This is a genomic window from Acinetobacter gandensis, assembly GCF_001678755.1.
GTDB lineage: Bacteria > Pseudomonadota > Gammaproteobacteria > Pseudomonadales > Moraxellaceae > Acinetobacter > Acinetobacter gandensis.
In genome coordinates, this window is the sequence record NZ_LZDS01000012.1 from 35,453 (window position 1) to 52,524 (window position 17,072).

The 17,072-nt window shown below is 42.0% G+C and carries 27 protein-coding genes and 1 pseudogene; 1 reads left to right on the forward strand and 27 read right to left on the reverse strand.

Annotation, left to right across the window (positions count from 1 at the left end):
- Positions 1 to 59: 59 nt before the first annotated feature.
- The 4 genes from rrtA to A9J31_RS05170 all read right to left on the reverse strand — a co-directional run bounded on the left by rrtA (position 60) and on the right by A9J31_RS05170 (position 2,914).
- Positions 60 to 632 carry a rhombosortase gene (rrtA, locus tag A9J31_RS05155; RefSeq protein ID WP_067763235.1) on the reverse strand — a complete coding sequence of 191 codons (573 nt, stop codon included), beginning with the start codon at positions 630 to 632 and terminating at the stop codon, positions 60 to 62.
- Between the two features lie 46 nt (positions 633 to 678).
- Positions 679 to 1,758, reverse strand: coding sequence for a hypothetical protein (locus tag A9J31_RS05160; RefSeq protein ID WP_067762891.1), 1,080 nt, complete (start codon positions 1,756 to 1,758; stop codon positions 679 to 681).
- Positions 1,759 to 2,277: 519 nt separating this feature from the next.
- Complete coding sequence (locus A9J31_RS05165; protein WP_067762892.1) at positions 2,278 to 2,664, reverse strand: hypothetical protein; 387 nt, start codon at positions 2,662 to 2,664, stop codon at positions 2,278 to 2,280.
- Positions 2,657 to 2,914: an FAD assembly factor SdhE gene (locus tag A9J31_RS05170; protein ID WP_067762893.1), complete on the reverse strand. Its 258-nt coding sequence runs from the start codon at positions 2,912 to 2,914 to the stop codon at positions 2,657 to 2,659. Before A9J31_RS05170 ends, A9J31_RS05165 begins: the two co-directional genes overlap by 8 nt.
- Positions 2,915 to 3,094: 180 nt before the next feature.
- Between A9J31_RS05170 and A9J31_RS05175 the strand changes: the two genes are divergently transcribed.
- A complete protein-coding gene (locus tag A9J31_RS05175) occupies positions 3,095 to 4,267 on the forward strand; it encodes an acyl-CoA dehydrogenase family protein (protein ID WP_067762894.1) in 1,173 nt (390 codons plus the stop codon).
- 50 nt (positions 4,268 to 4,317) lie between these two features.
- On the opposite strand, the gene A9J31_RS05180 is transcribed toward A9J31_RS05175, so the two are convergent.
- The 23 genes and pseudogenes from A9J31_RS05180 to rpsC form a co-directional block, all read right to left on the reverse strand.
- Positions 4,318 to 5,106 (reverse strand): alpha/beta fold hydrolase, encoded by a 789-nt coding sequence (locus A9J31_RS05180; RefSeq protein ID WP_067762895.1) that lies wholly within the window; start codon positions 5,104 to 5,106, stop codon positions 4,318 to 4,320.
- 128 nt (positions 5,107 to 5,234) lie between these two features.
- Entirely contained in the window at positions 5,235 to 6,725 is a 1,491-nt protein-coding gene (locus A9J31_RS05185) for a flavin-containing monooxygenase (protein WP_067762896.1), read from the reverse strand.
- Between the two features lie 205 nt (positions 6,726 to 6,930).
- The gene (gene rplQ / locus A9J31_RS05190) at positions 6,931 to 7,296 is read right to left on the reverse strand and encodes a 50S ribosomal protein L17 (RefSeq protein WP_005012953.1); all 366 of its coding nucleotides are present in this window, start codon (positions 7,294 to 7,296) and stop codon (positions 6,931 to 6,933) included.
- 18 nt (positions 7,297 to 7,314) lie between these two features.
- Complete coding sequence (locus A9J31_RS05195; RefSeq protein ID WP_004281489.1) at positions 7,315 to 8,322, reverse strand: DNA-directed RNA polymerase subunit alpha; 1,008 nt, start codon at positions 8,320 to 8,322, stop codon at positions 7,315 to 7,317.
- A gap of 17 nt (positions 8,323 to 8,339) precedes the next feature.
- Entirely contained in the window at positions 8,340 to 8,966 is a 627-nt protein-coding gene (rpsD, locus tag A9J31_RS05200; protein ID WP_067762897.1) for a 30S ribosomal protein S4, read from the reverse strand.
- Between the two features lie 12 nt (positions 8,967 to 8,978).
- Positions 8,979 to 9,365, reverse strand: coding sequence for a 30S ribosomal protein S11 (rpsK, locus tag A9J31_RS05205; RefSeq protein WP_001040166.1), 387 nt, complete (start codon positions 9,363 to 9,365; stop codon positions 8,979 to 8,981).
- A gap of 19 nt (positions 9,366 to 9,384) precedes the next feature.
- On the reverse strand, positions 9,385 to 9,741 hold the full coding sequence (gene rpsM / locus A9J31_RS05210) for a 30S ribosomal protein S13 (protein ID WP_067762898.1): 357 nt from the start codon (positions 9,739 to 9,741) through the stop codon (positions 9,385 to 9,387).
- 106 nt (positions 9,742 to 9,847) lie between these two features.
- Positions 9,848 to 9,964, reverse strand: a complete 117-nt coding sequence (gene rpmJ / locus A9J31_RS05215) for a 50S ribosomal protein L36 (RefSeq protein WP_000867907.1) — start codon at positions 9,962 to 9,964, stop codon at positions 9,848 to 9,850.
- A 20-nt stretch (positions 9,965 to 9,984) separates the two neighbouring features.
- The gene (gene secY, locus A9J31_RS05220) at positions 9,985 to 11,304 is read right to left on the reverse strand and encodes a preprotein translocase subunit SecY (protein ID WP_171256677.1); all 1,320 of its coding nucleotides are present in this window, start codon (positions 11,302 to 11,304) and stop codon (positions 9,985 to 9,987) included.
- Between the two features lie 45 nt (positions 11,305 to 11,349).
- Entirely contained in the window at positions 11,350 to 11,790 is a 441-nt protein-coding gene (gene rplO, locus A9J31_RS05225) for a 50S ribosomal protein L15 (RefSeq protein ID WP_067762900.1), read from the reverse strand.
- A 3-nt stretch (positions 11,791 to 11,793) separates the two neighbouring features.
- The gene (gene rpmD / locus A9J31_RS05230) at positions 11,794 to 11,970 is read right to left on the reverse strand and encodes a 50S ribosomal protein L30 (RefSeq protein ID WP_067762901.1); all 177 of its coding nucleotides are present in this window, start codon (positions 11,968 to 11,970) and stop codon (positions 11,794 to 11,796) included.
- 6 nt (positions 11,971 to 11,976) lie between these two features.
- Positions 11,977 to 12,474, reverse strand: a complete 498-nt coding sequence (rpsE, locus tag A9J31_RS05235) for a 30S ribosomal protein S5 (RefSeq protein ID WP_067762902.1) — start codon at positions 12,472 to 12,474, stop codon at positions 11,977 to 11,979.
- A gap of 2 nt (positions 12,475 to 12,476) precedes the next feature.
- Complete coding sequence (rplR, locus tag A9J31_RS05240) at positions 12,477 to 12,827, reverse strand: 50S ribosomal protein L18 (RefSeq protein WP_067762903.1); 351 nt, start codon at positions 12,825 to 12,827, stop codon at positions 12,477 to 12,479.
- A 14-nt stretch (positions 12,828 to 12,841) separates the two neighbouring features.
- Complete coding sequence (rplF, locus tag A9J31_RS05245) at positions 12,842 to 13,375, reverse strand: 50S ribosomal protein L6 (RefSeq protein WP_067762904.1); 534 nt, start codon at positions 13,373 to 13,375, stop codon at positions 12,842 to 12,844.
- A 13-nt stretch (positions 13,376 to 13,388) separates the two neighbouring features.
- Positions 13,389 to 13,784, reverse strand: coding sequence for a 30S ribosomal protein S8 (gene rpsH, locus A9J31_RS05250; RefSeq protein WP_067762905.1), 396 nt, complete (start codon positions 13,782 to 13,784; stop codon positions 13,389 to 13,391).
- A 12-nt stretch (positions 13,785 to 13,796) separates the two neighbouring features.
- Complete coding sequence (gene rpsN / locus A9J31_RS05255; RefSeq protein WP_067762906.1) at positions 13,797 to 14,102, reverse strand: 30S ribosomal protein S14; 306 nt, start codon at positions 14,100 to 14,102, stop codon at positions 13,797 to 13,799.
- Positions 14,103 to 14,111: 9 nt separating this feature from the next.
- Entirely contained in the window at positions 14,112 to 14,648 is a 537-nt protein-coding gene (gene rplE / locus A9J31_RS05260) for a 50S ribosomal protein L5 (RefSeq protein WP_067762907.1), read from the reverse strand.
- 15 nt (positions 14,649 to 14,663) lie between these two features.
- Entirely contained in the window at positions 14,664 to 14,981 is a 318-nt protein-coding gene (gene rplX / locus A9J31_RS05265; RefSeq protein ID WP_067762908.1) for a 50S ribosomal protein L24, read from the reverse strand.
- 9 nt (positions 14,982 to 14,990) lie between these two features.
- Positions 14,991 to 15,359 carry a 50S ribosomal protein L14 gene (rplN, locus tag A9J31_RS05270; RefSeq protein ID WP_067762909.1) on the reverse strand — a complete coding sequence of 123 codons (369 nt, stop codon included), beginning with the start codon at positions 15,357 to 15,359 and terminating at the stop codon, positions 14,991 to 14,993.
- 91 nt (positions 15,360 to 15,450) lie between these two features.
- The gene (gene rpsQ / locus A9J31_RS05275; protein ID WP_067762910.1) at positions 15,451 to 15,708 is read right to left on the reverse strand and encodes a 30S ribosomal protein S17; all 258 of its coding nucleotides are present in this window, start codon (positions 15,706 to 15,708) and stop codon (positions 15,451 to 15,453) included.
- Positions 15,705 to 15,902: a 50S ribosomal protein L29 gene (rpmC, locus tag A9J31_RS05280; RefSeq protein WP_067762911.1), complete on the reverse strand. Its 198-nt coding sequence runs from the start codon at positions 15,900 to 15,902 to the stop codon at positions 15,705 to 15,707. The genes rpsQ and rpmC overlap by 4 nt, the downstream gene beginning before the upstream one ends.
- A complete protein-coding gene (gene rplP / locus A9J31_RS05285) occupies positions 15,902 to 16,315 on the reverse strand; it encodes a 50S ribosomal protein L16 (protein WP_067762912.1) in 414 nt (137 codons plus the stop codon). Before rplP ends, rpmC begins: the two co-directional genes overlap by 1 nt.
- Positions 16,255 to 17,071 (reverse strand): annotated as a pseudogene (gene rpsC / locus A9J31_RS05290) (30S ribosomal protein S3). Before rpsC ends, rplP begins: the two are co-directional and overlap by 61 nt.
- Position 17,072: the final 1 nt, after the last annotated feature.

A 17,072-nucleotide genomic window follows, 5' to 3' on the forward strand; every position in this document is an offset into this window, starting at 1 on the left:
AAAATGACAATATGTATTTTCTTTTCTGTTTTTTTGTCAACTCTGTCGCTATTCAATCATTATTTATCAATTAAATAGCTACCGACGATATAACCTATCGCAAGGATAACACCACCAATCACACCCAATAAATGCGCTTCCACCAATACTGGACTGCCAATTAACTCTGCGGTTCCAGTATTCCCAATGGTATTTTCCCACACCAATTTTGCCAAGATTAGAAACAACACAAATGCGGCGAAATTACGCTCGCGTTTATACATGAGGTGCACACATGCAACTGCAACATAAGCACCATGTAGCACGCCAGATAATCCAGCATAGGCTTCAATATCAGGTAAAAAGAAATAAAAGCTGAGACTAATCAGCGGCGATAAAATGAGTAAAATCGCAATGAAATGCCATACTGCGGCACGCGGAAAAATGAAGGGTAAGCAAATAAATGCCAACATATTAAGGAAAAAATGAATCCAGCCTACATGCACCCAATGCGCAGTCCACAAACGCCAAAAGTCGTGAAATAAGGTATCTTGCCAATAAATGAAATGGTCTTTAAATACCTGTAAACATGCGCAAAGAGAAACGAAAATTGCTAAAAAAACAATTTTCTGTACCAAAAATTGTGTTTTCATTTTCATTTCTCCTGCTACTTAGAGGTGGAGTTCAGAAAGTGAATGCTTATTCAGAGGATTCACTCGTAGTTGCTGTGCTTGCTCCATCTGCATCGCCACCAAATAAATCATCCAACTCTGAACTGTCTGAAGATTCATCCCAGAATGATTCCATACCATCATCTCCAGTACGTACACCTGTGTGCTCGGTCCAGTAGCGATCAGATATCCCTTTCACCATACTTTCAGCCATACTATCAATCAGTTTAAATTGTGGATTGACAGGCTTTTCATCTGAACGTGCTTTTGCAAAGGTACGTAATGCATCACGAATTTTGGCATCATCACCACTGGCTTGTGCTGCAACAGCATAGAGTGCATGTGATAAACGCACGCCTTTTTGCTCACCAATCTGAGTCGATTGTTTTAAGGTTTGATATGGATCAGGTTTGCCATCACCCGCACCTGGTAATAAGGTCCAAATGACCGCACGTGTCGCATTTGGTGCACCCCAGAATTTTTCATTGTTTAGGCAAACCATGCCACGCTCAACGATCGCAGCAATATCTTTCGGCACGTTTACTGCGCCACCAGAATTAATATCGTTGGTCATTGACTGCAAACCGCTCAACATACCGAGCATGTAAACGGTTTGATCAATATCGCTGTTCATTTTTGGGCAACCTTCGCCCAATTCTTTCTTATATTTTTTTTCGTAACGATCTTGGAAAAGCTTATAGCCTGTGTATTGACGCTGTGCAGCGAGTGCAGCCCAACGCTTTTGTTCAACACGGGCATCTTGTGCTTCAGCCACTTGGTTTGACTTCGATGCACGTAGATAACGCAACTCAGCTTCTAATGCTTTTTGTTCGGCACAAATCCCTGCTGCGGAATACATTAAAACTGCAACACGCGTTGGATCTGCCCCCATATCTTTGGTCGCCATAATGGCTGGGGTTAATGATGTTCCGCTATTACACACCATTTCAGCATCTTCCATCGCTAGAATCGGCGGAACAATATGCTTTTCGGTAAATCCAAGTGCAACGTTGGCACCCGTTTTCACAACCTGTGAACAACCCGCTAATAATGTACTTGTTATTGCTATAACTGCCACACCCTGGCATATTTTTTGGACGCTCGACATTTTCCTGTCCTCTATAATTGTGTTTATGTCCATCTCGACAAACATATCAGAAGCAAAAAGTGAATTAAAGAGTATTTGCTCTAATTTGAGTGACACACTCTGCCATGTTTCAAAATCGAAGCAATTGACTGTTTTTTTAGAAATACCAAATTTTGGGCAAAAAAAAGTAGCATAGCGACGGTTCGGCACATGCTACTTATTAACTGTGAAAGCGTTGTATCGCTTATTTTTGGGTTAACTGTTCCTTCAGCACTGTTCCTAGTCGTCCAACAACAATCGCTAACACAATTGCTATCACCAGAAACATCCAAGTAGGCATCATCATGATGTTTTCCTCAATACGCTGTGGGTAAAGCTAATATAGCTGTAGAAATATTCGGCAGGCGTTTAAATTGTCTGACAATCTAAATATTTTACCAATTGTTTGTCATTTTGTTAGACAAAACAATTGGCAAATAGAATTAAGAATTTGTTTTTTAATGTTTTTTATTTTCAATTATTTTGAAGCGTGTCTAACAATCAGAGCATTTTTGCCAATACTTTGAGTGATTTCCACTGTTTGAATGGGAGCTGATCTCGCCAAATAATGATGGGTTTGGCACGTGCATGTAAGAAATACACAACGATATAGGCTTGGTGATCTAGAATATGACTGATTTGCACACGCTGCACTGGACGGTTAATTAACTGCAAATTCCAGTCGCTACCATCCAAGTATTCCAAAGATGTAATTTTTAAAGTCTTACGGAAAAAAAGCACATACACAACCAAGCCGAGCATAAAACAAATCGCCCAAAGTACGACAGGTAAAAGCTGGTATAGAAGTGTCATTAAAACTGCGAAAATAAAAAACTGAAACGCATGTGACAAAAAACTGCGTTTCAGTTTGAAGTGCCGATTATCCATGTACGTAATGTTTTAGCTTATGAATAAAAGTTTTTAATTCTGGACGTGGAGGTTCACTCACTTCCATAAACCAATCCAATAGATCTGGATCTTCTGCAGCAACCAATTCAGCAAACATTTCTTTTTCAGCTGGATCTGCTTGCAAATAGTAGCCTTTTACATAGGGATCAAAATAAACATCAATCTCTTTTAAGCCACGACGCGCACGGTAAATCACCTTGCGTTCTTCTAAGCTGATTTCATCAGTCATAGTATTCCCCAATCTTAGAACTTGCTTAGTTTACCTTATCCTCTTCAATTTGGTTGCACGTTTTCATTAAATTGACCAAATCCTTCAGCAAATTTAAGCCTTTTGAATATTCTGCACATTGCAGCACAGTAGTCATTCTTATACTTTGAAACAAAGAAAGAAAAACACAGGAAAACAATCATGCAATCCGGAGCCATTCGCCCAATCAATAATATGCTGCCACGTCAATTATTTAACGCTGAGCATGAAGCTTTCCGTGAAACGGTACGTAAGTTTTACGAAAAAGAAGTGGTTCCCAATATAGAAAAATACGAGTCTCAACAGCATGTGGATCGTGATTTATGGAATAAGGCTGGTGCCATGGGGTTGCTCTGCCCCACTATGCCAGAAGCCTATGGTGGTTATGGTGTTGATCGCCTTTACAGCATGATCTTAATTGAAGAACAAGCATATGCCATGGACTCATCCACTGGTTTTTCCTTGCATTCAGATATTGTAGCTAACTACATCAACAACTTCGGCAATGAAGAGCAAAAATTACATTGGTTACCTAAAATGGCTTCAGGTGAAGTCGTGACTGCCATTGCCATGACCGAACCCGGTACAGGCTCTGACCTCCAAGCAGTCAGAACCACAGCCGTCAGTGATGGAGATGATTTCATTATTAATGGTTCAAAAATTTTCATCACCAATGGTTACTTATGTGACATGGCAATCGTCGTATGTAAAACGGGCAGCAGTGAAAAAGGTTCAGCAAATTTATCCCTAATTATGGTTGAAGCTGATCGTGCTGGGTTTAGTAAAGGCAAGCCATTAAATAAAATAGGAATGAAAGGACAAGATACCTGTGAGTTATTTTTCGATAACCTGCGTGTGCCAAAAACAAATTTACTCGGCATGGAAGGCATGGGCTTTATGATGCTGATGAAGGAATTAGCTTGGGAGCGGATGTTAGTTGCGATTATCTGCCAAGCAGGTGCTGAAGCAGCCTTTGCGCATACAGTCCAATACACTAAAGAACGTAAAGCTTTTGGCAAAACTGTATCCAGCTTTCAAAATACACGCTTTAAATTGGCTGAACTGCGTACTGAAATTGACTTCTGTCGTGCTTATTTAGATCGCTGTATGGAATTGCAACTGACAGAAAGTCTAGGTATTGATGCCGCAGCAGCTGCAAAATATAAAATTTCCGAAATGTTCTCCAAAGTAGTTGATGAATGCCTACAGTTACACGGCGGCTACGGCTATATGTTGGAATATCCAATTGCACGAGCTTATATAGATAACCGTGCGAATCGCATATATGCAGGAACCAATGAAATTATGAAAGAATTAATATCACGCTCCTTATAATTTTTATTTTGTTGATCAAAATAAAAGCCCATTCTATGATGGGCTTTTATTTATGGCAACGACTGTATAAATTCATCAATTAAAGCAATAACCAGATCAGGCTGCTCTTTATGTGGCAGATGATGCAAACCTTCTAAAATATGTAACTCAGCATTTGCCTCAATTCCCTCAAAAAGCTGCTGTGCTTGTGCAGTCGTACCATATTCATCCAACTCACCATGTATGATCAGGGCTGGGCACATCACCTGAGCCAACACCTGACTTAAATTCCAATTGGCAAAAGTTGGAGATAACCATGTTTCCGTCCATGCATCTAGCACCCATTGAGCTTTATTGGGATGATATTTTTCCAAACGCTCCAATTGCCCTGCTTGTTGAAACGTTTTTTTAGCAGTTCGAATGCCAGACAATGTCAATTCTTCAACTTCATATTGCGCGGCAATAGTGATTAAGCCTACACACTGCTTTGGGTACTGTGCAGCAATTGCTGCAGCCATACCACCACCGACACTATGACCTAAGACCAAAAACTGACTGAACTGAAAATAATCCAATAATGCTTTAAAAGTCGTAGTCGCCTCAGTAAATACAAAATCATTTGATAAATTTTGTTCACAAACATCAGACAGACCAAAGCCCAAGCGATCATAAGCAATGACTTGGCGGCCAGTTTGTACGGCCAATTGTTTTGGAAAATCACGCCAGAGAGTGACACTGCCTAAAGAGTCATGTAAAAGAATGATTGGACAAGCATTTGATCCACCCAATTTATGCCAAGATTGAGCAAAGATCCGATGTTTACCAATATTAAAAAGATGCGTTTGTGTGTTGATATCCATATTGAGCACAAATACTTTATTTATTATTCATCTCATCATGTACAGACAAATCGATTAGCTCAAGCTTTAGAACCTTAAGGTCATAAAAAAGGAGCATTACAGCTCCTTTTTTCAATCCATGTGTCTCATTAAGAGACTAAACGCGGCTTAACATTTGCTGCACTGCTTTTTTTTTCAAACTTTAATACACCATCATCAAAAGAAGCTTGTTTAAGCTCTTTCCGATCAGCTAAATAATTATTGCTTACTTTCCAAGGTGCGTGTTTGCCTTGTTTAGGCATAACATCTGCAGCACGTGCAATGTAACCTGAGCTTAAGCTCCCCATAACAGTATCTTCCATCAGCTCTGTAGCATCACCCTGAGGAATCACCTGATCATAGCCATTTTTGTCCATATGATTAATAAGCTTGCAGATATATTCAGATGCAATATCCACTTTAAGCGTCCATGATGCATTGATGTAACCAATAATCATTGCCATATTTGGAACATCACTCACCATCACACCACGGTAAAGCATATGTTGTGAAGTATTCAAGGGTTGACCATCAATTGTCGCTTTGATACCACCCAAAATCTGGATATTCAAACCCGTTGCAGACACAATAATATCCGCATCTAAGTGTTTACCAGACTTCAACTGAATACCAGTTTTAGTGAACTTTTCAATTTGATCCGTTTCAACAGAAGCACGGCCTTCGCGTAAGATTTTAAATAAATCGCCATCAGGAACCACACATAAACGCTGATCCCAAGGATTATAATCCGGGGTAAAGTGTTTCATATCCACTTTACCTTTCAACTGCATTTCAATCGACTTTAATAAGAACTTACGCAACAGCTTCGGTTGCTTTTGTGCAACTGCATACACAGCACGCTGCACACCTATATTGCGTGCACGTGTGAGTTTGTAAGCAACATCTTCTGGTAAAACTTTACGCATCTTATCGTAAATCATATCTACAGATGGAATGGATGCAATATAGGTTGGTGAGCGTTGTAACATTGTCACATGCCCTGCTCCACCTTTTGCCATCGCAGGTACAAGGGTAATTGCTGTAGCACCACTACCAATAATCACCACTTTTTTGCCTGCGTAATTAAAATTTTCTGGCCAGTGCTGTGGGTGAATGAAAGTCCCCTTAAAATCGGCTTGGTTCGGAAATTCTGGCTGGAAACCTTGATCATAGTTGTAATAACCCGTACAACCGAAGACAAAATTTGCTACCCAAGTTTGTTGCTTTTGTTTGTCATCTTCAATCACTACGGACCATTTGTGGCTTTGTGAGTCGTAATTAGCACTAATCACGCGATGTTGAAAATGAATTTTCTGCTTTAGCTTATATTCATCAATAACTTCAGATAAATAGCCTTTAATTGATGAACCATCAGCGAGTACGCTGGCTTTTTGCCATGGCTTAAAATTAAAGCCAAAAGTAGACATATCTGAATCTGAACGAATACCCGGATATTTAAATAAATCCCAAGTACCGCCAAAACTTTCACGACGTTCAATAATCTCAAATGAACGATTTGGACATTGCTTAGATAAATGTGCTGCTAAACCTACTCCTGAGATCCCAGCACCGACAATAAGAATATCAACTTGTTTTTCCATGTTGTTCTTTTAACCTGTTTTAGATTTATATTTATTAAAACACATTTTTGACAATGCACAATGTCAAGTTTATAAAAAACCGCTAAAAAATTTATCTTTTCAGGACAAATTAAAATATTGTCTAACAATCAATTTCACCAGACGTAAAAAAAGGCCGGTTAAACAACCGACCTTTTCCGAACAACGTGCGCTGTTCTACACGAAATTAGTTAACTTCGCGATCTACTAGCTCAACGTAAGCCATCGGTGCAGCATCACCTGCACGGAAGCCCGCTTTAAGAACACGTAGATAACCGCCGTTACGTTCTTTGTAACGAGGGCCAAGAACGGTAAATAATTTACCTACAGTTGCTGCTGAACGAGTACGAGCAAACGCTAAACGACGGTTTGCTACAGAATCGACTTTAGCTAAAGTGATTAAAGGCTCAGCAACACGACGTAATTCTTTTGCTTTAGGAACAGTAGTTTTAATTAACTCGTGTTCGAACAAAGAATTAGCCATGTTTTGGAACATCGCTTTACGATGACTGCTTGTACGGCCTAATTTCACACCACTATTACGATGACGCATGGTGATAGTCCTACTTAATTAACGACTACGATAAGCAAAGCGATCGTCCATGCGGAGACTAGCTGGTGGCCAGTTCTCTAAACGCATGCCCAATTGCAAGCCTTTCGATGCCAGAACATCTTTGATTTCAGTAAGCGATTTTTTACCTAAGTTAGGAGTTTTTAACAACTCAACTTCAGTACGCTGCACTAAATCACCGATGTAGTAAATATTTTCTGCTTTCAAACAGTTAGCAGAACGAACAGTAAGCTCTAGATCATCTACTGGACGAAGCAAAATCGGATCAACTTCTTCACGAGGTTCTTGAGCAACTGGTGCTTGATCTTTCTGAAGGTCAACGAAAATCGCAATTTGTTGCTGCAAAATTGTTGCAGCTTTGCGGATCGCTTCTTCAGGATCTACAGTACCATTTGTTTCAAGATCAATGATCAATTTATCAAGGTCAGTACGTTGTTCTACACGAGCATTTTCTACTGTGTAAGAAACACGTTTAATTGGGCTATAAGATGCATCTAATTGTAAACGACCCACTGGGCGAGTTTCGCCTTCAGGGAAGCGTGAATCAGAAGTCTCATAACCACGACCTTGAGCAACTTTCAGGCGCATTTTTAATGAGCCTGAAGCACTTAATGTGCCGATCAAGTGTTCAGGGTTAACCACTTCAACATTGTGCGGTAAACGAAGATCAGCGGCTGTTACGTCGCCTGCACCTTGTTTTTCCAATGTCAGATAAGCTTCATTTTGATCGAACAGCTTAATAGACAATCCTTTTAGGTTCAGCAAGAGCTCGACGATGTCCTGCTGCAAGCCTTCCAAAGTACTGTACTCGTGCTCGACACCTTCAATCTCAACTTCAACCACGGCTGCGCCAGGTAAAGAAGACAAAAGGATACGACGTAAAGCATTACCAAGAGTATGACCAAAGCCACGCTCTAATGGTTCTAGAATAACTTTTGCCGAGGTCCCGCTTGCCGCTTCGACCTTGATCGCTTGCGGAGTTAGAAACTCATTTGCAGTACGCGTCATTATTGCTACCTCAAGGATTATTTAGAATACAATTCTACAATCAAGCTTTCGTTGATTTCAGCAGGTAAATCAGAACGATCTGGTGCAGCTTTAAACGTACCTTCAAGTTTAGAATGATCAATCTCAATCCAAGCAGGAATGCCACGTTGAGTCGCTAATTCAACCGCGTTTTTAATACGCAATTGTTGTTTAGCACCTTCGTGAACTGCAATCACGTCACCCGCTTTAACTTGGATAGAAGCGATGTTAACGCGACGACCATTTAAAGTGATTGAACGGTGAGATACAAGCTGACGAGCTTCTGCACGTGTAGAACCAAAACCCATGCGATAAACAACGTTATCTAGGCGGCTTTCAAGAAGTTTCAACAAGTTTTCACCTGTTGCGCCTTTAACACGAGCAGCTTCTTTATAGTAATTACTAAATTGACGTTCTAAAACACCGTACATACGACGTACTTTTTGTTTTTCACGTAATTGTAGTGAGTACTCAGATTGTTTGCTACCACGAGCCCCGCCATGTTGGCCAGGAGCTTTAGCATGTTTTTTTGTCTTAACATCAAACGGTTTAACGCCTGATTTAAGTTGCAGGTCTGTCCCTTCGCGGCGAGAGAGTTTGCATTTTGGACCAATATAACGAGCCATGAATGTTTCTCCTTACACGCGACGTTTTTTAGGTGGACGGCAACCGTTGTGCGGAATTGGCGTCACATCGGTAATGCTGTTAATTTTATAACCCACTGCACCTAAAGCACGAACCGCAGACTCACGACCAGGACCAGGACCTTTTACAAGGACGTCCAAGTTTTTCAAACCGTAATCTAAAGCAGCTTTACCAGCAACTTCAGCAGCTACCTGAGCAGCAAACGGAGTTGATTTACGTGATCCACGGAAGCCTTGTCCACCAGAGGTAGCCCAAGCCAGTGCATTACCTTGACGATCGGTAATAGTCACAATGGTGTTATTAAAAGAAGCGTGAATGTGTGCAACACCTTCAGAGACGGTACGAGTGACCTTCTTGCGTGTGCGAGTATCTTTAGCCATCTTTTAGCTTCCAGAAATCTTATTTCTTAATTGGTTTGCGCGGACCTTTACGGGTACGTGCGTTAGTTTTGGTGCGTTGACCGCGGACAGGCAAGCTGCGACGATGACGAAGACCGCGGTAGCAGCCTAGATCCATTAAACGTTTAATGTTCATGGAAATTTCGCGACGTAAATCACCTTCGGTCGGAACCTTAGTAATTTCTGCACGAATCGCATCAAGCTGAGCGTCATCTAGTTCACGAATCTTAGTAGTTGGTGCAATACCTACAGCAGCTAAAATAGCTTTTGCAGTGTGGCGACCAATACCAAAGATATACGTTAGAGAGATAACAGCATGCTTGTTATCCGGAATGTTTACACCGGCAATACGAGCCATTCAATTTTCTCCAAAAAGGCAGTTAAGATAATCAACCGCCCGACAAAATCTTGAGGGGCGGATAATAACCTAATTAGCCTACTGAAATCAACAGGTCTTGATCAGATTAACCTTGACGCTGCTTATGACGAGGTTCTGCGCTGCAAATTACGCGAATAACCCCATTACGACGGATAACTTTACAGCTACCACAAATTTTCTTTACAGAAGCTTGAACTTTCATAATGAAATCTCTAAGTGCGCTTATCCTTTCGGATGAGCAGTCGTTTTACGCATTAACGATTGATTGTCATATTGATGCGATGTGAGATGAGCTTGAAGCTGAGCCATAAAGTCCATCACAACAACCACTACGATCAGTAAAGACGTACCGCCTAAGCTAAATGGAATACCAAAAGAGCTTTGCAGGATCATCGGCATTAAACAGATGATCGTGATATAAATCGCGCCAATAAAAGTCAAACGATTGAGAATATGGTCTAAATAACGTGCTGTTTGCTCACCAGGACGAATCCCTGGAACATATGCACCACTGCGCTTTAAATTCTCAGATACTTCTTTCGGGCTAAATACAAGCGCCGTATAGAAATAACAGAAGAAGATGATCAAAGCACCGAATAAAACCAGATACATCGGTTGACCTGGCGACAATATGAGCGCCAAATCTTGAAGTCCACGTTTGATAATCCCAGCATCAGGATCTGCACTACCCACCCATTGACCTAAGCTCGCAGGGAACAAAAGTAATGAACTAGCAAAAATTGCAGGAATCACCCCCGCCATATTAATTTTTAATGGCAAATGGCTTTGCTGAGCAGTAAATACACGACGACCTTGTTGTTTTTGGGCGTAGTTTACTGGAATACGACGCTGCGCCTTCTCAATAAATACAATTGCTGCAAGAACACCGACAGATAACAGCGCAAAAATTGCTAAACCAATCAAGCTTGATTGACCATTATCTACAGAAGTTAAAGATTGCAGAACTAAGTTCGGCAAGCCAGCAACAATACCAGCGAAGATGATCATGGAAATACCATTCCCCACCCCACGCTCGGTGATTTGTTCACCCAACCACATTAAGAACATTGTACCAGCAACCAAAGAAGTTACTGCTGGAACGTAAAAAGCAAGTCCACTAGTCAGCGTAATATTCTGGCTAATCAAACCTGCACACATCCCAATCGCTTGCACAAGTGCAAGAAACAATGTGCCTTGTCGCGTATATTGATTAATCTTACGTTTACCTTGCTCGCCTTCTTTCTTTAAAGCTTCCAGCGAAGGAACAACCGTAGACATTAACTGCACGATAATCGAAGCAGAAATGTACGGCATGATCCCGAGCGCAAGAATTGACATACGCTCTAATGCACCACCCGAGAACATGTTAAACAAACCCAGGATCGTGCCTGAGTTTGCATTAAACAAGTTTTCAAGTGCGGCATTGTTAATGCCCGGTACTGGAATATGAGCTCCCAGTCGAAAAACCAACAACGCCCCGATGAGGAACATCATACGGCGAATAATTTCACGGTATTTCACATGAAATGGTTGACCTTTCATCATGTTAACATGACCTGTCGAACTAGGAGTCATAGACACTGGGGATTACTCCTCGACTTTACCGCCAGCAGCTTCAACAGCAGCTTTAGCGCCTTTAGTCAATGCAACACCTTGGATAGTGAATGCACGAGTAATTTCACCAGAAAGTACGATACGAGCACGAATCATGTCTTTACGAACAACATTCGCCGCTTTTAAAGTTTCAAGTGAAACGATATCACCTTCAACTTTAGTAAGCTCAGATAAGCGTACTTCAGCAGTTTTCAAAGCGAGTTGGCTAGTGAAGCCGAATTTTGGTAAACGACGATATAACGCTGTTTGACCGCCTTCAAAGCCCGGACGAGTACCACCGCTCTTACGTGAGTTTTGACCTTTGACACCACGGCCACCAGTCTTACCAACGCCAGAACCGATACCACGGCCTAGACGAAGGTTATCACGTTTAGCACCTTCTGCAGGTGCAATTGTATTTAAACGCAGAGTCATGGCTTATTCCTCTACACTAACCATATAGTAAACTTGGTTGATCATACCACGGTTAGAAGGCGTATCTTGCACTTCAACAGTATGACCAATACGACGCAGACCTAAACCCTTAAGGCTAAGCTTGTGATTTTTCAAGCGATGCGCAGAAGATTTAGTCTGGGTAACTTTAATCGTTTTCATGATTGATTACCCTTGAATTTGTGCTACTGAAAGACCACGTTTCGCAGCAACCTTCTCAGGAGAAGTCATATCACGCAAACCATTGAAAGTTGCGTTAACTACGTTAGCAGCGTTAGTAGAACCATAACACTTAGTTAATACGTTACGTACACCTACAGCTTCTAAAACTGCACGCATAGCGCCACCAGCAATTACACCAGTACCTTCAGAAGCAGGTTGCATGTAAACGCGGCTTGCACCGTGACGAGCATTAATAGGGTGTTGTACAGTACCGTCAACAAGGTCAACAGTGATCATGTTACGACGAGCAGCTTCAAGTGCTTTAGAAATAGCAGCTGGAACTTCACGTGCTTTACCACGACCAAAACCTACGCGACCATTACCATCACCTACCACAGTTAATGCTGTGAAAGAGAAGATACGACCACCCTTAACAACTTTGGCTACACGATCAACGGCAACCAGCTTTTCAACAAGACCTTCGTTTTGTTCAACTTTAGCCATGATTAGAACTCCAAGCCGTTTTCACGAGCAGCATCAGCCAAGGCTTTGATACGACCATGATATTTGAAACCAGAACGGTCAAATGCAACTTTAGTTACACCAGCCGCTTTAGCACGTTCTGCGATTAAAGCACCAACTTTCTGAGCCGATTCAACGTTACCAGTAGTACCAGCACGTAGAGTAGCGTCTAAAGTAGAAGCTTGCGCTAATACTTTGCCACCATCTGCAGAGATAACTTGAGCATAGATGTGACGCGGAGTGCGGTTTACACACAAACGAGTCGCACCCAACGCACGGATGTGCAAGCGTGTGCTTTTCGCACGACGCAAACGGGATTGTTTCTTTTCGTTCATAAGAACCTCGCGCCTTATTTCTTCTTAGCTTCTTTACGAAGTACAACTTCGTCAGAATAACGAACACCTTTACCTTTATAAGGCTCAGGAGGACGGTAACCACGAATTTCCGCAGCAACTTGACCTAAAGCTGCTTTATCAGCAGATTTAAGAACGATTTCAGTTGCAGTAGGAGTTTCAGCAGTTACACCTTCAGGAAGGTTGTAGTCGACTGGGTGTGAGAAACCAAGGTTAAGGTTAATTACATTACCTTTAACCGCAGCTTTATAACCAACACCAATCAGTTGTAACTTACGTTCGAAACCTTCGCTAACACCTTTTACAAGGTTGTTAAGAACAGCGCGAGCAGTACCAGCTTGCATCCAAGCGTCTTTCGACTCAGCTTTAGGAGCAACAACTAATGTACCGTCTTCCTGTTTTAGCTCGACCAGCGCATGCAGGTTGAAAGACAATGTACCTTTAGTGCCTTTCACTTCGACCTGCCGGCCGTTCTGAGTAACTGTTACACCGTTAGGTACAGTTACTGGGGCTTTAGCCACACGAGACATGAGGAATCACCTATTAAGAAACAAAAGCAATAACTTCACCACCGATGCCTGCAGCACGTGCAGCGCGATCAGTCATGATGCCTTTGCTTGTAGAAACAATTGCAACACCTAAACCTTGCTTAACGCTAGGAAGTGCATCTTTACCGCGATATTGACGTAGACCTGGGCGGCTTACGCGTTTCACAGTTTCGATAACTGGTTTGCCTTCGAAATATTTTAAAGTAATCGTTAAAGTCGCTTTGCCTTCGTTGTCAGCAACAGCTACATCAGCGATATAACCTTCTTGTTGAAGTACGTTAGCAATCGCAACTTTCAACTTTGAGTTTGGCATAGAAACAGTTTGTTTCTTAGCCATTTGTGCGTTACGAACACGTGTTAGCATGTCGGCAACGGTATCTTGCATACTCATTTATAGTGCTCCTTACCAGCTTGCCTTAACAACGCCCGGTACATCACCTTGCATTACTGTTTCACGTAATTTGTTACGGCTTAAACCGAACTTACGGAAGTAACCATGAGGACGACCAGTTAAACCACAACGGTTACGTAGACGTACTGGAGACGCATTACGTGGTAATGCTTGAAATTTCATCATCGCTTCGAAACGTTCTTCGTCTGATGCATTTACGTTTGCGATAATTGCTTTTAATTCAGCACGTTTCGCAGCGTATTTAGCAACAGTAGCTTCGCGTTTCAATTCGCGATTAATCATACCTTTCTTAGCCATATCGACCTCTTATTTGAACGGGAAGCCGAATGCACGCATAAGCGCACGGCCTTCGTCATCGGTGCGAGCAGTCGTAGTGATGGTAATGTCCATACCACGAATACGATCAATCTTATCAAAATCGATTTCAGGGAACATGATTTGTTCCTTAAGACCCATTGAGTAGTTACCACGACCGTCAAATGATTTCGCAGAGAAACCACGGAAGTCACGGATACGAGGGATCGCGATAGAGATCAAACGGTCTAAGAATTCGTACATACGTTCGCCGCGTAAAGTAACTTTACAGCCAATCGGCCAACCATCACGGATTTTGAAACCAGCGATAGATTTACGAGCTAAAGTAAGTACTGGTTTTTGACCAGCAATTGCTTGCATATCAGAAAGAGCGCCATCTAACAATTTCTTGTCAGCTGATGCAGCACCAACACCCATGTTGATGGTGATTTTTGTAATGCGTGGAATATCCATCACATTCTTAACGCCCAATGTTTCTTTTAATTGAGCCTTAAGTTCGTCGTTGTAACGCGTTTTAAGTCTGGCCATTGCCTAGTCAACCTATTACTTCGCTACCGCCACTGATTCACCATTTGATTTGAATACGCGAGTTTTCACGCCTTCAATCGTTTGGTAACCAACACGGTCAGCCTTTTGGGTTGTAGCATTAAAAATTGCCACGTTAGAGATATGAAGCTCAGCTTCTTGAGTTACGATGCCGCCTTCGGCGCCAGTAGCTCGGTTAGGCTTTTGATGCTTCGTTACCAAGTTAAGGCCTTCAACCTTAACACGGTCATTAGAAACAGACAAAACAGTACCTTGTTTGCCTTTTTCTTTACCTGCGATCACAATTACTTGATCGCCTTTTTTAATCTTAGCCATGAGTGCCTCTTATAGAACTTCAGGAGCCAATGAAATAATTTTCATGAACTGTTCAGTACGAAGTTCACGAGTCACTGGTCCGAAAATACGAGTTGCAATCGGCGCTTTGTTGGTGTTCAAAATAACAGCTGCGTTATCATCGAAACGAATAACTGAACCGTCTGGACGACGGATGCCGAATTTTGTACGTACAACAACAGCATTCATCACGTCACCTTTTTTAACACGGCCACGTGGAATTGCTTCTTTTACAGTAACTTTAATAATGTCGCCAACAGAAGCATAACGACGATGTGAACCACCAAGTACTTTAATACATTGTACGCGGCGAGCACCACTGTTGTCTGCTACGTCGAGCATACTTTCGGTTTGAATCATTGCCCTACTCCAAAACCGAGCATCACCGGTCGCAATTTCGAAAGGCTCAAAGAGTACTCGAAATTGACCGATGATGCAACAAGAACGTTAATTACTCAGCAGCTGCTTCAACTACTTCAACTAGAGTCCAAGACTTAGTTTTAGAAATTGGGCGGCTTTCTTTGATTGTTACAACATCGCCTAATTTAGCAGTGTTGCTCTCATCATGAGCGTGTAATTTAGTTGAACGGCGGATTGATTTGCCATACAACGGGTGTTGAACGCGGCGTTCAATAAGTACAACGATAGACTTGTCCATCTTGTCACTTACAACTTTACCGGTTAACGTGCGAACTGTTTGTTCACTCATTGTCCGTTCCCCTGTTTTGCGGTTAGGAGTGTCTTAATACGAGCAATAGTTTTACGAGTAAGCGCAACTTCGTGCGATTTACCCAATTGACCAGTTGCTTTCGCCATACGAAGACGGAATTGGTTAAGCTGTTGCTCATCAAGCAAAGCTGTCAACTCTTCAACCGACTTTTCACGTAGATCTTTAGTTTTCATTACATTACCGTCCGAGTCACGATAGCGGTTTTAAACGGAAGTTTAGCAGCAGCAAGCGTGAACGCTTCGCGAGCCAATTCTTCGTTAACACCATCAATTTCGTACAAGACTTTACCTGGTTTGATTTGGCAAACCCAGTATTCCACAGAACCTTTACCTTTACCCATACGAACTTCTAATGGTTTTTCAGTAATTGGTTTGTCTGGGAAAACACGGATAAAGATTTTACCACCACGTTTAATACGACGGCTAATTGTACGACGCGCTGCCTCAATTTGACGTGCAGTCATTTGACCACGTTCAATTGATTTAAGTGCAATAGTACCAAAAGATACAGAGCTACCGCGGTGAGCTAGACCAGTATTACGGCCTTTCTGCACTTTACGGAATTTAGTACGTTTAGGTTGCAACATGGATTATTCTCCTTTTTCAGCAGAACGATCATTGCGACGACCACGACGCTCTTGACCTTCACCACGACCGCGACCGCGTTTAGCTGGACGTTCTTCAGCAGGAGCCGGGTTCATGACTTGTTTCATGCCACCCAAGATCTCGCCACGGAATACCCATACTTTAACGCCGATCGTACCGTATGTAGTTTCAGCACGAACAGAAGAGTAGTCGATGTCAGCACGAAGTGTATGTAGAGGTACACGACCTTCACGATACCACTCAGTACGCGCAATTTCAGCACCGCCTAAACGGCCAGAAACTTCAACTTTGATACCTTTAGCACCAGCACGCATAGAGTTTTGTACCGCACGCTTCATAGCACGACGGAACATAACACGTTTTTCTAATTGAGAAGCAATTGCTTCAGCAACTAGACGAGCGTCTAAGTCTGGGCGATCGATTTCGTTGATGCTTACTTGCGCAGGAACACCCATAATAGATGTTAATTCGCGCTGTAATTTCTCAATGTCTTCGCCTTTTTTACCGATTACGATACCTGGACGAGCAGTGCTAATTGTAATTTTAGCAGCGCCTGTAGGACGTTCGATAAGAATATTGCTTACCATTGCGTTCTTAAGTTTTTTAGTTAAAAACTCACGAACTTGCAAATCTTTAAGCAAGTATTCAGCATATTGTTTCGGATTCGCGTACCAGTTAGCGTTATGACGTTTCACAACACCTAGGCGGATACCGATTGGATGAACCTTCTGACCCATA

What these genes read in the sequence shown, in the direction of transcription:
- rplO (WP_067762900.1), bottom strand. Translation starts at nt 11,790, where the DNA reads ATGACTCTGCGTTTAAATACAATTGCACCTGCAGAAGGTGCTAAACGT.
- A9J31_RS05170 (WP_067762893.1), bottom strand. Translation starts at nt 2,914, where the DNA reads ATGACTGATGAAATCAGCTTAGAAGAACGCAAGGTGATTTACCGTGCG.
- rplR (WP_067762903.1), bottom strand. Translation starts at nt 12,827, where the DNA reads ATGAACGAAAAGAAACAATCCCGTTTGCGTCGTGCGAAAAGCACACGC.
- rplN (WP_067762909.1), bottom strand. Translation starts at nt 15,359, where the DNA reads ATGATTCAAACCGAAAGTATGCTCGACGTAGCAGACAACAGTGGTGCT.
- A9J31_RS05180 (WP_067762895.1), bottom strand. Translation starts at nt 5,106, where the DNA reads ATGGATATCAACACACAAACGCATCTTTTTAATATTGGTAAACATCGG.
- A9J31_RS05195 (WP_004281489.1), bottom strand. Translation starts at nt 8,322, where the DNA reads ATGACGCGTACTGCAAATGAGTTTCTAACTCCGCAAGCGATCAAGGTC.
- A9J31_RS05165 (WP_067762892.1), bottom strand. Translation starts at nt 2,664, where the DNA reads ATGGATAATCGGCACTTCAAACTGAAACGCAGTTTTTTGTCACATGCG.
- rpmD (WP_067762901.1), bottom strand. Translation starts at nt 11,970, where the DNA reads ATGAAAACGATTAAAGTTACCCAGACTAAATCTTCTGCGCATCGCTTG.
- rplF (WP_067762904.1), bottom strand. Translation starts at nt 13,375, where the DNA reads ATGTCTCGTGTGGCTAAAGCCCCAGTAACTGTACCTAACGGTGTAACA.
- rpsE (WP_067762902.1), bottom strand. Translation starts at nt 12,474, where the DNA reads ATGGCTAAAGTTGAACAAAACGAAGGTCTTGTTGAAAAGCTGGTTGCC.
- rplP (WP_067762912.1), bottom strand. Translation starts at nt 16,315, where the DNA reads ATGTTGCAACCTAAACGTACTAAATTCCGTAAAGTGCAGAAAGGCCGT.
- A9J31_RS05160 (WP_067762891.1), bottom strand. Translation starts at nt 1,758, where the DNA reads ATGTCGAGCGTCCAAAAAATATGCCAGGGTGTGGCAGTTATAGCAATA.
- rpsN (WP_067762906.1), bottom strand. Translation starts at nt 14,102, where the DNA reads ATGGCTAAGAAAGGTATGATTAATCGCGAATTGAAACGCGAAGCTACT.
- A9J31_RS05175 (WP_067762894.1), top strand. Translation starts at nt 3,095, where the DNA reads ATGCAATCCGGAGCCATTCGCCCAATCAATAATATGCTGCCACGTCAA.
- rrtA (WP_067763235.1), bottom strand. Translation starts at nt 632, where the DNA reads ATGAAAACACAATTTTTGGTACAGAAAATTGTTTTTTTAGCAATTTTC.
- rpsD (WP_067762897.1), bottom strand. Translation starts at nt 8,966, where the DNA reads ATGGCTCGTTATATTGGTCCAAAATGCAAACTCTCTCGCCGCGAAGGG.
- rpsK (WP_001040166.1), bottom strand. Translation starts at nt 9,365, where the DNA reads ATGGCTAAAGATACTCGCACACGCAAGAAGGTCACTCGTACCGTCTCT.
- A9J31_RS05185 (WP_067762896.1), bottom strand. Translation starts at nt 6,725, where the DNA reads ATGGAAAAACAAGTTGATATTCTTATTGTCGGTGCTGGGATCTCAGGA.
- rpsH (WP_067762905.1), bottom strand. Translation starts at nt 13,784, where the DNA reads ATGAGTATGCAAGATACCGTTGCCGACATGCTAACACGTGTTCGTAAC.
- rplX (WP_067762908.1), bottom strand. Translation starts at nt 14,981, where the DNA reads ATGGCTAAGATTAAAAAAGGCGATCAAGTAATTGTGATCGCAGGTAAA.
- rpsM (WP_067762898.1), bottom strand. Translation starts at nt 9,741, where the DNA reads ATGGCTCGTATTGCCGGTGTAAACATTCCGGATAACAAGCATGCTGTT.
- rpmJ (WP_000867907.1), bottom strand. Translation starts at nt 9,964, where the DNA reads ATGAAAGTTCAAGCTTCTGTAAAGAAAATTTGTGGTAGCTGTAAAGTT.
- rplE (WP_067762907.1), bottom strand. Translation starts at nt 14,648, where the DNA reads ATGGCCAGACTTAAAACGCGTTACAACGACGAACTTAAGGCTCAATTA.
- rpsQ (WP_067762910.1), bottom strand. Translation starts at nt 15,708, where the DNA reads ATGAGTGAACAAACAGTTCGCACGTTAACCGGTAAAGTTGTAAGTGAC.
- secY (WP_171256677.1), bottom strand. Translation starts at nt 11,304, where the DNA reads ATGAAAGGTCAACCATTTCATGTGAAATACCGTGAAATTATTCGCCGT.
- rpmC (WP_067762911.1), bottom strand. Translation starts at nt 15,902, where the DNA reads ATGAAAACTAAAGATCTACGTGAAAAGTCGGTTGAAGAGTTGACAGCT.
- rplQ (WP_005012953.1), bottom strand. Translation starts at nt 7,296, where the DNA reads ATGCGTCATCGTAATAGTGGTGTGAAATTAGGCCGTACAAGCAGTCAT.